13 protein-coding genes are annotated in these 14,193 nt (G+C 60.1%); 8 read left to right on the plus strand and 5 right to left on the minus strand.

Annotated elements, in window-relative coordinates; all coding sequences use genetic code 11:
- The first annotated feature begins 195 nt into the window (after positions 1 to 195).
- From GOQ28_RS17315 to GOQ28_RS17335, 5 genes are read left to right on the plus strand one after another with little or no spacing between them, the layout of a single operon-like run.
- Positions 196 to 978, plus strand: coding sequence for an SDR family oxidoreductase (locus tag GOQ28_RS17315; RefSeq protein ID WP_160349588.1), 783 nt, complete (start codon positions 196 to 198; stop codon positions 976 to 978).
- A gap of 27 nt (positions 979 to 1,005) precedes the next feature.
- The gene (locus GOQ28_RS17320) at positions 1,006 to 2,139 is read left to right on the plus strand and encodes a pyridoxal phosphate-dependent aminotransferase (protein WP_160349589.1); all 1,134 of its coding nucleotides are present in this window, start codon (positions 1,006 to 1,008) and stop codon (positions 2,137 to 2,139) included.
- Between the two features lie 10 nt (positions 2,140 to 2,149).
- Positions 2,150 to 3,031, plus strand: a complete 882-nt coding sequence (locus tag GOQ28_RS17325) for an alpha/beta fold hydrolase (protein WP_160349590.1) — start codon at positions 2,150 to 2,152, stop codon at positions 3,029 to 3,031.
- Positions 3,028 to 4,272: a M20 family metallo-hydrolase gene (locus GOQ28_RS17330; RefSeq protein ID WP_160357333.1), complete on the plus strand. Its 1,245-nt coding sequence runs from the start codon at positions 3,028 to 3,030 to the stop codon at positions 4,270 to 4,272. The genes GOQ28_RS17325 and GOQ28_RS17330 overlap by 4 nt, the downstream gene beginning before the upstream one ends.
- Before the next feature lie 30 nt (positions 4,273 to 4,302).
- Positions 4,303 to 5,616, plus strand: coding sequence for an MFS transporter (locus tag GOQ28_RS17335; protein ID WP_160349592.1), 1,314 nt, complete (start codon positions 4,303 to 4,305; stop codon positions 5,614 to 5,616).
- A 158-nt stretch (positions 5,617 to 5,774) separates the two neighbouring features.
- Here the strand turns inward: GOQ28_RS17335 and GOQ28_RS17340 are convergent, their stop codons facing one another.
- From GOQ28_RS17340 to GOQ28_RS17360, 5 genes are all read right to left on the minus strand, one after another.
- Entirely contained in the window at positions 5,775 to 6,431 is a 657-nt protein-coding gene (locus tag GOQ28_RS17340; RefSeq protein ID WP_160357334.1) for a hypothetical protein, read from the minus strand.
- A gap of 128 nt (positions 6,432 to 6,559) precedes the next feature.
- Positions 6,560 to 7,207 (minus strand): hypothetical protein, encoded by a 648-nt coding sequence (locus tag GOQ28_RS17345; protein WP_160357335.1) that lies wholly within the window; start codon positions 7,205 to 7,207, stop codon positions 6,560 to 6,562.
- Between the two features lie 221 nt (positions 7,208 to 7,428).
- Positions 7,429 to 8,241 carry a TatD family hydrolase gene (locus GOQ28_RS17350; RefSeq protein ID WP_160357336.1) on the minus strand — a complete coding sequence of 271 codons (813 nt, stop codon included), beginning with the start codon at positions 8,239 to 8,241 and terminating at the stop codon, positions 7,429 to 7,431.
- Between the two features lie 21 nt (positions 8,242 to 8,262).
- Positions 8,263 to 8,958 carry an ABC transporter ATP-binding protein gene (locus GOQ28_RS17355; protein WP_160357337.1) on the minus strand — a complete coding sequence of 232 codons (696 nt, stop codon included), beginning with the start codon at positions 8,956 to 8,958 and terminating at the stop codon, positions 8,263 to 8,265.
- Entirely contained in the window at positions 8,951 to 10,183 is a 1,233-nt protein-coding gene (locus GOQ28_RS17360) for a lipoprotein-releasing ABC transporter permease subunit (RefSeq protein WP_236844400.1), read from the minus strand. Before GOQ28_RS17360 ends, GOQ28_RS17355 begins: the two co-directional genes overlap by 8 nt.
- Positions 10,184 to 10,358: 175 nt before the next feature.
- Here GOQ28_RS17360 and GOQ28_RS17365 point away from each other — a divergent pair, with 175 nt between their 5' ends.
- The 3 genes from GOQ28_RS17365 (at position 10,359) to prfB (ending at position 14,165) form a co-directional block, all read left to right on the plus strand.
- On the plus strand, positions 10,359 to 11,330 hold the full coding sequence (locus tag GOQ28_RS17365; RefSeq protein ID WP_202109769.1) for a hypothetical protein: 972 nt from the start codon (positions 10,359 to 10,361) through the stop codon (positions 11,328 to 11,330).
- Positions 11,312 to 13,012 (plus strand): single-stranded-DNA-specific exonuclease RecJ, encoded by a 1,701-nt coding sequence (gene recJ / locus GOQ28_RS17370; protein ID WP_160357340.1) that lies wholly within the window; start codon positions 11,312 to 11,314, stop codon positions 13,010 to 13,012. The genes GOQ28_RS17365 and recJ overlap by 19 nt, the downstream gene beginning before the upstream one ends.
- Before the next feature lie 48 nt (positions 13,013 to 13,060).
- Positions 13,061 to 14,165 (plus strand): peptide chain release factor 2 gene (prfB, locus tag GOQ28_RS17375; protein WP_160349600.1). Its coding sequence is split into 2 segments (ribosomal slippage): positions 13,061 to 13,141 and positions 13,143 to 14,165, totalling 1,104 coding nucleotides; the frame shifts between segments, so codons are not numbered across the junction.
- Positions 14,166 to 14,193 lie beyond the last annotated feature (28 nt).

Here is a 14,193-nt window from a genome sequence, read left to right on the forward strand (position 1 = left end):
CCTTAAGTAATAACTCCAGTGGGCCACTAATGTTCCGTCGCCGTGCACATAGGCACCCACAGCAGGCCCGAATGCCCACTTTTAGGGCATGCACCAAAAACGAGATAGGTGTAATCCCGAGCTACAAGCAAAAACATGAAGTCCCTATCATGTATACACATACAAGATTTTTGTATTTCGAATAGGATTTCCACAATGGATTTGCAACTCAAGGGGAAGAAAGTCCTCATCACCGGGGCATCGCAAGGGATCGGCGAAGGGTTGGCCTACGCCTTTGCCGAAGAAGGGTGCGACCTACATCTCACTGCACGGTCCGAAGAAAAGCTGGAAACACTACAGCGCCAAATTTCGGAACAGCATGCGGTCGCGGTGACCACAACGGCCATCGACATGACTACATCAGGGGCGTGTGAACGCATCGTGGACGAGGCCGGTGATATTGATGTGCTGGTGAACAATGCTGGCGTCATCCCCAGCGGCACGATTTTCGACCTCGATGCGCAAAAATGGCGCGACGGCTGGGCGTTGAAGGGTTTCGGCTACGCCGACATGATCCGCCTGGTGTACCCACGCATGAAACGCCGTGGCGGCGGAGTCATTCTTAATAATATCGGCAATGGCGGCGAGGTATGCGACCCCAATTACATCGCAGGTGCGGCCGGCAACGCATCCCTGATGGCGATGACTCGCGCGCTGGGCGGTTCCAGTCTCGACGACAACATACGCGTGGTCGGTGTCAATCCGGGTCCGGTGGATACGACCCGGATCTACAACATGCTGAAAAAATTCGCCGAGAACCGGCTTGGCGATGCCGGACGCTATGAGGAACTGCTGGAACGCTACCCGCTGGGCCGTCCCGCCAAAGTCCATGAAATCACGGACTTATTCCTGTTCCTGGCGTCGTTTCGCTCTGGCTACACCTCCGGCACCATTTTCACGGTGGATGGCGGTATCGCCTCGCGCCGCGCCGTCGTCTGACCGCCCTATCACTCCGTGAACGAGACCATGAAGAACTTCGAAATCCGTAATCAGTATTTCGACCGCCTATGCAACACATCGGGACTGATGTGGCTAGGCCAGAACACCAATCATTATGCTCCCCACGAATCGGTGCGCGAGGCAGTCATTCAAGCGATGGACAATGGCGAATACCACGCGTATGCGCCGCCTGCGGGCTTTGAAGAGCTGCGTCAATTGATCCGTGAAGACATGGGCACGCCCGACGCCGCCGTCCTGGTCACCGACGGCGCGGTCGAAGCTCTCTACAACGTCTGCAGCAATATCTGCGCGCCCGACACCGACTTCATCACCACCGATCCAAGTTGGGCGTGGCCGGTGCATTTTGCGCGCAAAGCCGGCGCGAACATCATAGAGCTGCCCATTTACAACGCCGAACAGCACTACAAACTCACGGCCGAGCAGTTGCGCGCCGCCGTGACCGAGAAAACGCGCGTGATTTATCTGGTCGACCCGAACAACCCTTTGGGCACCTGCCACACCGCCGACGAGATCGAGGCCTTTACCGACATCGCGCGCTCGGTCGGCGCCTATCTGATTCACGACGCCACCTACAGCAGTTTTGCCGAACGCTTCACTCCCGCCTATCGCTTCTATCCCGAAAAATCGATCCAGATTTACAGCTTTTCTAAATGGCTGGGTTTGGCTGGCATGCGGCTGGGCGCAGTGCTGGCGCATGAAGACCTGGTGGAACGATTCGCCAGTGCGCCGCCGAACAATCTTGGCAGCAACGTACTGTCGCAGCGCGCCGCCATCGCAGGGTTAAAGACCAAGGCGCAATGGTTTCCTGAAATCTGGCAGCGGCAGCGCCGCAACCAGGAAGTCGTGGCCCAAGCCGTCGCCCGCGTACCCGGCCTGGTTCTACCGGTCTATCCGTCGCAAGCAAACCTGTTGATCATCGAGACCGTCGATGCGGGCATCACGCCCGAAGCGTTGGTGGCTGCCTATCAAACAAAAGGCATCATGATCCGGCAAGGCGCCTATCACACCAAACGATTCGGTCATCGCTTCGTCAAGGTCAGTCTGACCGTGCCGGAAGGCTGGGCCGACCGGTTCTGCGAACTGCTGCCCGAGATGGTTCAGTTGGCGCGCACCATCGACGTCCCTCAAAACTTGTTCTGAGCGTAGCCCCATGCCCTATATCAAGACCTCCGACGACATACAGCTCTATTACGAGGAAACAGGAGAAGGCGAGCCGATCATCTTCGTCCACGAATTCGGCGGTGACATGCGTAGCTGGGAGCCGCAGATGCGCTACTTCGCGCGTCGTCATCGCTGCATCGCGTTCAATGCGCGCGGCTATCCCCCATCGGATGTGCCGGACGACCTCGAACGCTATTCGCAGCGCCGCGCCGCGCTAGACGTGGTGGATGTGCTCACCGCGCTGGACATCCCAAAAGCGCACATCGTAGGCCTGTCCATGGGCGGCTTCGCGACGTTGCATGTGGGCCTGATCGCGCCCGACCGTGCACTATCGTTGGTCGTGGCCGGCGCCGGGTATGGCGCGGAAAAGGAACACGAAGCGTACTTTCGCGACGTGTCGCTAGAGGTAGCGGCGCAGTTCGAAAAACAAGGTGCAGAAGCATTCTCCAAGACCTACGCACTGGCCGCTTCGCGCATCGCCTTTCTACTGAAAGATCCGCGCGGCTGGGACGAATTCGCCGAGCATCTTTCGCAGCACTCGGCCAAGGGTGCGGCGATGACCATGCGCGGCGTGCAAGCGCGCCGCCCCTCCCTCTACGATCTGGCTGACGAATTCAAAGCCATGACCGTCCCGACTCTGATCGTAGTGGGAGACGAAGACGACCATTGCCTACAGCCCGGCATATTTCTTAAACAGACGATTCCCGCTTCGGGATTGGCGGTTCTACCAAAAGCGGGCCATACGCTCAACCTGGAAGAACCAGCACTCTTTAACCAGGTCGTCGCCGATTTCCTCGCCTCCGTTAGCCAGAACCGATGGCTGCCCCGAGACCCTCGCGCGCAGCCGTCTCAAATCATGAAGACATCATGAGCGCCCGGGTATCTGACTATGTCTCGATGCAGCGGCTATGGAACCGTCATGAAGCACTCGCGCGTATTGGCGCCACAGCCGCTGGTGGCGTGAATCGTCAGGCCTTGTCTGCTGAGGACATCGACGCATGCCGGCTGCTCATCGATTGGGGAAAATCGCTTGGCATGCAGCCCTCGCGCGATGTCGCAGGCAATGTATTTTTACGCCTGGCCGGACGCGACGATCGCGCTGCGCCGGTGCTATCGGGTTCCCATCTTGACAGCCAACCCAGCGGTGGAAAATACGATGGCGCATATGGCGTCCTGGCCGCACTCGAAGCTTGCGAGGCGATCATCGAATCGGGATGCCAGCCACAGCGAGCCATCGAAGTCGTAGCTTGGATGAACGAAGAAGGCTCCCGTTTTGCGCCAGGGATGATGGGCTCGTCCGTGTTCGCCGGAGCACGCACATTGGACGATATCGGTTCAATCCAAGACCGTGACGGCGTCACGGTAGCCAGCGCTTTGCAAACGGCGCATGACGCGTTCGCGGATATCCCTACACACCCACTGTGCACGCCGGTCCACAGCTACGTCGAAGCCCATATCGAACAAGGCCCATTATTAGAACGACTGGGAACAACCATCGGTGTGGTCAGCGGCATTCAGGGGAAACGGACATTCAAGGTACACATAGATGGTGAAGCCGCGCACGCGGGAACATCGTTGCGTCGCGAGCGCAAGGACGCACTGCTTGCCGCGGTGCGCATTATCGATGCGTTGACCCAGCGCATGCACGATGACCAGGACCTGGTGAAATTCACAGTCGGCCGGCTCGACGTGCATCCGAATGCGCCTTCCGTGGTAGCCAAAAGCGTTGAGTTCTCTATCGATTTGCGTCATCCCGATTCGGAAGCTCTGACGACGTTAGGCGATGCGGTGGCGCAGATTTGCCAGGCGCATGCCGGTCCTTGCTCGGTCAAGGTCGACGAATTGTCCAACGCGATGTCGCTCGAATTTCCGCAGTCGATGAGGCAACGCATACGGTCTGCGGCCGAAACGATAGGCGTGAGCTGGATGGATATGCTCTCGGCGGCTGGACACGATGCGCGGTATCTGCATCCGATCTGCCCGTCCGCGATGCTCTTCATCCCTTGCCACCAAGGTATTACCCATAACGAAGCTGAATCCATTACCGCGGCCGACGCAGCCGCTGGTGCCCGAGTATTGAGTGAGGTGTTGTTGAGTTTGGCCGATTCTTAATTTTGCATTCAGAAATTCAAGGGGAGAACGATGAATGATGCTGTACTTTCAGCGCCAGTGGCGCTGCCGGTGGATGAGGAAAAACGCCTGTTCAGGAAAATCACCTGGCGCCTGATTCCATTTTTGATGTTTTGCTATGTAGCGGCCTATATTGACCGGGTAAACGTCGGCTTTGCCAAACTGCAGATGCTGGACGAGCTGGGATTCAGCGAAACGGTCTATGGCCTGGGCGCCGGAATCTTCTTTATCGGGTACTTCTTGCTCGAGGTGCCGAGCAACCTGGCGCTGCGTAAAGTCGGCGCGCGCGTCTGGATTGCTCGCATCATGCTCACCTGGGGGGTTATCTCGGCCGCATTCGTGTGGGTGACCACTCCCACACAATATTATGTGCTTCGCTTCTTACTCGGTGCCGCCGAGGCCGGTTTCTATCCAGGCGTTATCTATTACCTCATGTCCTGGTACCCATCGAGAAGACGGTCGCAAATCATTGCGCTATTCATGGTGGCGATCCCTGTGGCCGGCATACTGGGCGGGCCGATATCCGGGTGGATTATCGCCGAGTTCGACAAATTCCACGGCTATTCCGGTTGGCAATGGATGTTCTTTCTAGAAGCCTTGCCGTCAATCGCGCTGGGCGTGGCCACGTTTTTTGTGCTGGACAGCACGCCGGATAAGGCCAAATGGCTCACCGCATCTGAAAAAGCCTATATCGCGAGGGAACTCGAGCCCCCAACGAATCCGCATGCGCGGATGCTGACTTCGGTCGGGCATGTTTTCCGGGACCCGCGCATGCTGCTGCTGTCGTTGATCTATTTCTGCGTCATCATGGGGCAGTACGGCCTGACGTTCTGGATGCCAACATTGATCAAAGCGTCGGGCGTGACGGGCGTGGTCAATATCGGGCTGCTCTCCGCAGTGCCGTATATTTTCGCGATTATCGCTATGCTGGGATTCGGCCGCAGCTCCGATCGCACCGGCGAGCGGCGCTGGCACCTCATCATTCCCATGCTAATGGGAGCGACCGGATATATGGTCGTGGCGATTGCTGGAAACAACATCCCGCTCGCACTGGTGGGACTCTCGCTCGCCGCAGCCGGGGTGATCACCCCGGGCCCGCTATTCTGGGCACTGCCGTCGGCCTTTCTGGTGGGCAGCGCCGCCGCTGCGGGCGTAGCGGCCATCAACGCCTTCGCCGGCCTCGCCGGCTTCGTCAGCCCATACTTCATTGGATGGCTGCGCGATCTGACCCAAAGTTCCACCATCGCCATGTATGTCTCGGCGGCGGTGTTATTGGCCGGCGCCATGATGATTCTGTTGATCCCGGCTAAGGTGGTCAATCGCTGATTGCGCTGACTTAACGGAATGGAAGAGTGGCGCGGAGCGCAATGCCGGGCAATGGCGGTTTCAGACCTACCAAAGCACCGTTAGCGCTCCGCGCTAACCTAAAGGGCTAGCGCTAACTACACTCAAAAATACAATCGCGGTTGTTCCTCGCATTTCAGTCATTTCGGTTGTCCTCGCCTTCGGACCAGCTGAAGTGAAGTCGACAGAATACGGACGCACACCGGTATCAAAGCAGCCAGATAGAGCGCTGGTACGGCCGTGAAAACGAGAATCTGAGTAGCAGACGCAAAAGTGCTGGCGTACAGAAGCACCGTCCGCCTGGACAGCGTCGGCCCAACGTAATCATGGTTGATTACGTCATAGGCAAGTAGAGCGAAAAGGGGGATAAACAGCGCAACCAAAATCGACTTCCACATGGGAATCTTCTTCAGTTCGGCTCGAAGCAGCACTGTCTTAAGGATACTTGGCCGCACAGACCACAACATCCCCCACGCGGTAAGCAGGATGGCCCCAGGAAACAGGTAAAGCACCACCACCTTCATCGGCATCGGCTCCAAACCCGTCATGACCGCGACACGATCCACCATTCGCAGCGCATCAATCCGCTCGGTCCACTCGGCGATCCACGCACTGTCATTGGGCGGATATTCCATCAGCCATGATGCAAAAAACAACGCATAACCGACCAGCATGAAGACAAGCGCGCCGATCAGCAACGGTGCAGCTTGCCGCAAGGTGATCCGCGGCAGCCCATCGTCTGGCGCGAACTGTTTCACCAGCTCTGCCTTAAAATTTTTCCAAAACACGCCGTTCACCCTCATGCCTATGCGGTCTGCCGCCCAAACCGCTCTATCGACAAGATATAGAAACCGCTCGCGCGCCAACACCCCGAGTGAACGAAAACATCCATGAGTAATTACCGCAATGCGCGAGCCACGCGCCTTCACCGCCTCCGCGCTGAACAGTGCCGATTCATCAGTTTCATCACTCTGGCATCGGTCTGTGCGAATTGCGCGAGCAGGCTACGTGGCATCTCGTAGTCCACTTCCAATTCGGCACTGACCTGTCGCAACACGCGCAATCGTTCCGAATTGATATCCGGGTCGTCAATCAAAACGGATAGTCCGTTGGCATCACGTTTCACATAACTGCGATCCACGCGCAAAGGGTGGCGCTGTAGTTCGCAGACATAGATAGCGAACCCTTCGCTCGTTGTCCCCACCATCCGCGTCGCAGTGGCGGTTTGCGCCGCTCTGGACAAGCGCGTTGCCATCACGCGCGAGCGCATCGATTCCGGATTCCCGGCGTGAAATACCCTGACGTTCGTCGCGTCTTGCGACCCATGCTCGGCGGCCGGCAACAGATCCGGAACAGTGAGACTTAATGTCGTGGGTTCAACCACCCACTTGGCATCAAAACCGCGTGGAAACCGACACGTACGGTCGCCGATATCTATTGGATCGTCGTAGCGGATCGCGACGATAGCTTCGTACAACAGCCAGTTCATCAATGCGACGCAGATGATGACGACGGTATAGAAAACCAGCGACCGCCTGCGGCTGAAAGGTGCGTTCCAAGTGATGCGTCTCATATCTGGCCACCCTGACTCTATCGGTTGATAGCCGCAGCGTAACGGTGATTACGGTAGAAATACTGACGCAGTGAACGTTTTTGTCCCTTTGAAATTGTTTCAAGCGGAATCGTGAGAGGGACAGTGCAACACCCTAATGCGAATAGGCTCGCAAGGTCTGTGCGGCCCGCGTCCAACGCATAAAACTTCGGCGAACTTAGACTGCAAACGAAGATTTCAACTTAATGCTGACCCGCCGCAGCCAATCGAGGAATGACGCGATACGCGGTGCTCGTCGTCGCTCGAACAACCTCCTGCACATCCACCCCGCGCAGCTCGGCAAGCACGTCTGCAATACGGGGCAACTGATCCGGTGAATTGCGCCGATTCGGCGCATGTAGCCACGCGGGCGGAATATCCGGCGCATCGGTCTCCAAGACCAAGTGCTCCAGTCCAATATCCACGGCATGACGCCGAATCTGCAGCGCGCGCTCGAACGTCATCGCTCCGCCCAGCCCCAACGCAAAACCGCGTTCGACAAACCCCTGCGCCTGTTGCGCGCTGCCGTTAAACGCATGCGCGATGCCACAACGCACGCCGGTGCGACGACGCAGATACTTCAGCACAATATCTTGCGAACGACGCACATGCACCAGCACCGGCAAATCGAATTCCGCCGCCAGCGCAAGCTGCATGTCGTAAAAATATTCCTGCCGTTCGCGCGCTTGGCCACTCGAAATCTCGGGCACAAAGAAATCCAACCCGATCTCGCCAATCGCGACGAACAGCGGATCGTCCATCGCGGAAATCACGCTCTGCCGCAGGAATTCGAGGTCTTCATCGCGTGCGCGCGCAACGAATAAGGGATGAATGCCCAACGCATAGGCGCCACCCTGGATACCGTGCGCCAGATCGCAGACCGTCGAAAAATTCGCCACTTCCACGGCCGGAATCACGATGCGCTTCACCCCGGCTGACCAGGCGGCATTCGCCACCTGCTCACGATCGGCATCGAATTCCGAGGCATCGAGATGACAGTGCGTATCGACCAGCATGGCGACCTCCCGTGTTCCGTTTTAACCGGAAACGAGGTGGCCGCCGTCCATCAGCAACTGCCGGTCGGCACGCGCGGCCAACTCGTTATCATGGGTGACGATAGCAAACGCTGTTCCCGATTCGCGGTTGACCTGGGTGAGCAGTTCAAACATCTTATGCGCGGTGCCGCGATCCAGATTCCCCGTGGGCTCGTCCGCCAGGACGCACGCGGGCCGCGTGACCAACGCCCGTGCCAAGGCCACACGCTGACGCTCACCCCCAGACAGCTGCCCCGGGAAATGGCCTTCGCGCGCCGCCAAGCCGACCATCGCCAGAACCTCGCGCGCCGCTTCACGCGCCTTGTCGCGATTCTCGCGCCGCACGATCAGCGGCATCGCCACGTTATCCAGCGCGGAAAACTCCGACAGCAGATGATGGAACTGGTACACGAATCCCAGACTGCGATTCCGCAAGGCGCTTTTCTGACTTTCCGACAAGCCAGTCGTCGAGACGCCGTCGATCGTCACCTGACCCGTACTAGGCACATCCAGCAAGCCGAGGATATGCAACAGCGTGCTTTTTCCGGAGCCCGAGGCCCCAACGATCGCCACCATCTCGCCACGTTCAACCGTGACGCTCACATCATTCAGAACCTGAATCCGCGCGGGGCCTTCGTCATAGACCTTGGTCAGGTTCAGCGCTTGCAGCGCGGGCGTCGTCATATCGCGATCAATCATGGCGCAACACCTGTGCGGGTTGCAGGCGCGAAGCGCGCCAGCTCGGGTACAAGGTTGCCAGCAAGGACAAAATCAGCGAGGTCACGGCAATCACCATAATGTCTTGCGATTGCGGATCGGATGGCAACGCACTAATGAAATAGATCTCGCGTGGCAGGAAATGCACGCCCAGCAGCCCTTCGATAAACGGCACGATGACGTCCACGTTATGGGCGATCAACATGCCAGCCAATACGCCAACTATCGTCCCCACCACACCGATCAACATGCCCTGCACCAGAAAAACACGGGCAATCACGCCGGGCCCGGCACCCAGGGTACGCAGGATGGCGATATCCGACTGCTTGTCCTTGACCACCATGACCAGCGAAGACAATAGATTAAACGCCGCCACCGCCACGATAATCGCGAGGATCAAAAACATCATGCGCTTCTCGGTTTGCACGGCGGCAAACCAGGTGCGATTGTTGCGCGACCAGTCGCTGGCCATCACATACGGCGGCAGCGTCTTGCTCAGCTCCAGCGCCACCTGCGGCGCGCGCTGCATGTCATGGATACGCAGCCGCACGCCGCCCGTACCGCTGTCGCGGAACATCTTCGCGGCGTCCTGATCGTCGACAAACACCAGCGTCGAGTCATATTCATAGTGACCGGACGAGAAAATCCCGACCACCGTGAACTGTCGCATCCGGGGCGTAAAGCCGGCCGGGTTGATCGAACCTTGCGGGGCCATCAACATCAGCGTGTCGCCTTCTCTGACGCCCATCATATTGGCCAGGTCACTGCCCAATACCGCGCCAAAGCCCCCTGGCTTCAGATCGGACAGCTTGCCGCTGACCATCTGCTGCGGCAGATCCGACACCTCGCCCTCGCGCTCGGGATCAATGCCTCGAATCTGCGCACCGCGCAACGTCTGTCCGCGCACCACCATACCTTGCGCCCCGACAAAGGGCGCCGCGCCCGCGACCTCGGGATTACGCTCTGCCACATCGGCGAACTGCTGCCACTGCTCGAGCACGCGTTCCGGCGACGCGCCCGGGATATACAGTTCGATATGCGGCAACACCGACAGCATGCGGTCGCGCACCTCTTTCTGAAATCCGTTCATCACGGACAGCACCACGATCAGGGCCGCCACGCCCAGCGCGATACCCACCATGGAACTGGCGGAAATAAAGGAGATGAAGCCGTCGCGACGGCCGCGTCTTTTGCGGAGTCTGGCCATGCCCGCATAGCGGGCGCCGATCCAAAGTTCGTAGGGTATTTTCAGCACGCGTGCATTATGGCATTAACGAAAGACGCCATTTTGAACTAAACCGAGCGGGACAGTTCCCGGCGCCGTGACGATGATGGTCACCGGACGTACCAGCCCATTTAGCCATGTAACGCGACCCAGTTTGCTGGCCTGCACCTGGACGCGCCGTAGCGACTACAATTCCAGCATGCAAATTGTGATTCCGGGGGCACTCCCCCCTTTGTCGGTCGCCGGCGAGCTGGGTCGACTGCTACCCGAGCGCGCGCCAGTGTTGCTGAGCTGGTTCCAGGCCGCCACGGCGCAAGCCGAAAATTTCGACCTGCGCGCCCTGGGCTGCACGCCGTTCGAAGCTTGGCAACTGGAACAAGCAGGCTTTCGACCCCAGCCTGGAATGCCACCAGGCGCCGGCCTCGGCCCGTTACGGGCCGGTACGAGTGTCACGGATGCGCAACCAGTCTGGTTGGCCGAGCTTGCCCACCTTTCGCTAGGTACGGATCAGGCCGCCCTGCTCCACCCGGACCATATGGACGTACGCGCCGAGGAATCGGATGCGCTCTTTGCCGCGGCACTGCCGAGTTTCGAGGCGGCCGGGTTCACCGCGACCCCAATCGCGCCACAACGCTGGCGCCTGATTCTGCCCGCGGACCTGCATCCTGCCAGCGCCAGCCCGGCTGCCGTGGCCGGCCAGCCCCTGCGTGACTGGTGGAGCCAGGACGCCGACACGCGCCCGTGGCGCCGGCTGGTCAATGAGATCCAGATGGCGTGGTACGAGCATCCCGTCAATGAGGCACGCGCACTACGTGGCGCACCGCCGGTCAACACTCTCTGGCTCTATGGCGGCGCCGCTGCCTGGCCTGCCGCCACGTCCGACGCCGCCATGCACCTGTACACCGAGCTCGCCGCCGCCCATCGCGACGAAGATTGGGCCAGTTGGCTGGATGCGCTCGGCGCCCTGGACCAACGTCTGCGCGCCGAAATCACCGGACAGCCCAAGCAGCTTATTCTGCTTGGCGCCGACCGGCGCGTCACGCTCACCTTGCAACCGCGCAGTCGCCTGCTCGCCTGGCTGCCTGCGCCTAAAAAGAATTGGAATACCTGGTGGTCTCGCCCCGTTTAACTGTCCGCTCGACCAATCACGAAGCGCGTCTCGCGCTGGAAGCCGCCGGCATCCACCCGCTGCTGGCCCGACTGTGGGCCGCGCGCGGCGTCTCGCATCCTGACCAGACGCGCCTGGCTTGGCCCGCGCTCATTCCGCCCAGCGGTTTGACCCATGTGGATCATGCCGCGCGTATCCTGGCCGACGCCATCGGAGCGGGTAAAAAGCTGCTCATCGTCGCGGACTACGATTGCGACGGCGCAACCGCCTGCGCGGTCGGCCTGCGGGCGTTGCGTGCCTTTGGCGCCAATGTCGACTTTCTCGTACCCAACCGTTTCGAGACTGGGTACGGCTTGTCGCCGGCCGTGGTCGATCTCGCTTGCGCCCATCGTAACGGCAAGCCCGATCTCATCATCACCGTCGACAACGGTATCGCCAGCGTCGACGGCGTCGCCGCCGCCAACGCAGCAGGCATCGGCGTCGTGGTCACGGATCACCACTTACCCGGCGACCGGCTCCCCGATGCACTCGCACTGGTCAATCCGAATCAGCCCGGCTGCGGTTTTCCCTCCAAGAACCTCGCCGGCGTGGGCGTGATTTTCTACGTCATGCTCGCGGTGCGCGCGGAACTGCGTCGCCGTGGCGTGTATCCGCCGGATGGCGGACCTCGCCTGGACGCGCTATCTGATCTGGTCGCCCTGGGTACCGTGGCCGACGTCGTCAAACTGGACAACAACAACCGGCTGCTCGTCACGCAAGGCTTGCAGCGCATGCGCGCCGGCCGCATGCAGCCAGGCATACGCGCGCTATTCGCCGTGGCCAGCCGCGAACCGCGCAACGCCAGCGGCTTCGACCTGGGCTTCGCGCTGGGCCCGCGCATCAACGCCGCCGGGCGTCTGGCGGACATGAGCCTGGGCATCGCCTGTCTGACCACCGACGACGAAGCCGAGGCCCTGGACATGGCCCGCCAGCTCGACCAGATCAACCGCGAACGCCGCGGCATTGAAGCCGAAATGCGGGAACAGGCCCTGGCCGCCATGGAAAGCGCGGGCGCCGCCCCGGGCGCATCCGTCTGCGTCTTCGACCCCGGCTGGCACCAGGGCGTGGTGGGCCTCGTCGCCTCACGCCTGAAAGAAAAATTCTGGCGCCCGACGCTCGCCTTCGCCCCCGCCGACGACGACGAAATCCGTGGCTCGGGCCGTTCCATCCCCGACGTGCATTTGCGGGACGTGCTGGATCTGGTCTCCAAGCGCCACCCTGGCCTGATCCGCAAATTCGGCGGCCACGCCATGGCGGCCGGCCTCACCCTCGGACGCCAGGATTTCCCGACCTTCGCCCCCGCCTTCGATGCGGCCGTGCAGGAGCTGACGGGCCGTAGCCAGTTCGAGCCGCTACTGGAAACCGACGGTTCGCTCGAAACAGGCTATGCCAATGCCGAGGTCGCCACATTGCTGCAACAGCAAGTCTGGGGCGCGGGCTTTGCGGCGCCGTTGTTCCTGGACGAGTTCACCGTTCGTAATCAGCGGCTCGTCGGCGAAAAACACCTGAAGCTCTCGCTCGAACGCGGCCACCAACGTTTCGACGCCATTTGGTTCGGCCACGATCAGTCCGTACCCGAACGCGTCAATGTCGCCTACCGCCTGGAACCCAACGTCTGGAACGGCATGGTCTCCGCCCAACTCGTCGTCGAGCATGCCGAGTAAACCACGGTAAAATGCGGGGTTTCGCACTAATCGCTATCAGGAAGCACCATGGAAGCCGAACGTCAGAACCAGCTCGCCGCCCGCCTCGCCGACTACGCCGAGCGCGAGTTGGCGCTACGGGGGTATCTTTGACTACGATCTGAAGGCCGAACGCCTGCAGGTCGTCAACGCAGAACTCGAAGACCCCGCCGTCTGGAACGATCCCAAGCACGCCCAGGATCTGGGCCGTGAGAAAAAATCCCTCGAAGACGTCGTCGAAACGCTGAGCGCCTTGCACAGCGGCGTCGCTGACGCGCTGGAGCTTTTCGAGCTCGCCGCGGCTGACGATGACGACGCCACGTTGCAGTCCATCGAAAAGGACGCCGACGGATTCCAGGAAAAGCTCGAGGGTCTCGAATTCCGCCGCATGTTCTCGAATCCCGCCGATCCGCTGAACTGCTTCCTGGATATTCAGGCCGGCGCCGGCGGCACCGAAGCCCAGGACTGGGCCTCGATGCTGCTGCGTCAGTATCTGAAATACGCCGAACGCAAAGGCTTCAAGGCCGAAGTCCTCGAAGAATCCGAGGGCGAAGTCGCCGGCATCAAATCGGCCACGATCAAGATCGAAGGCGAATACGCCTTTGGTTTCCTGCGCACCGAAACCGGCGTGCACCGCCTCGTGCGCAAGAGCCCGTTCGATTCGTCCGGTGGCCGTCACACCTCGTTTGCCAGCGTGTTTGTCTACCCCGAGGTCGACGACTCGTTCGAAGTCGAGGTCAACCCGGCTGATCTGCGCGTGGATACCTACCGTGCCAGCGGCGCGGGCGGCCAGCACATTAACAAGACCGACTCGGCCGTGCGCTTGACGCACATGCCGACCGGTATCGTGGTGCAGTGCCAGAACGACCGTTCGCAGCACCGTAACCGCGCCGAAGCCATGCAGATGCTCAAATCCAAGCTCTACGAGCTGGAAATGCGTAACCGCATGGCCGAACAGCAGAAACTCGAAGACTCCAAAACCGATGTGGGTTGGGGCCACCAGATCCGTTCCTACGTGCTCGACCAGAGCCGTATCAAGGACCTGCGTACCAACGTGGAAATCTCCAACACCCAGAAAGTGCTGGATGGCGACCTCGATCCCTTCATTCAGGCCAGTCTGAAACAAGGCGTGTGATCTAGCTGGGCGTCTGCGATCGCGGACG

Source organism: Bordetella sp. 02P26C-1, from assembly GCF_009763255.1.
Lineage (GTDB): Bacteria > Pseudomonadota > Gammaproteobacteria > Burkholderiales > Burkholderiaceae_B > Bordetella_A.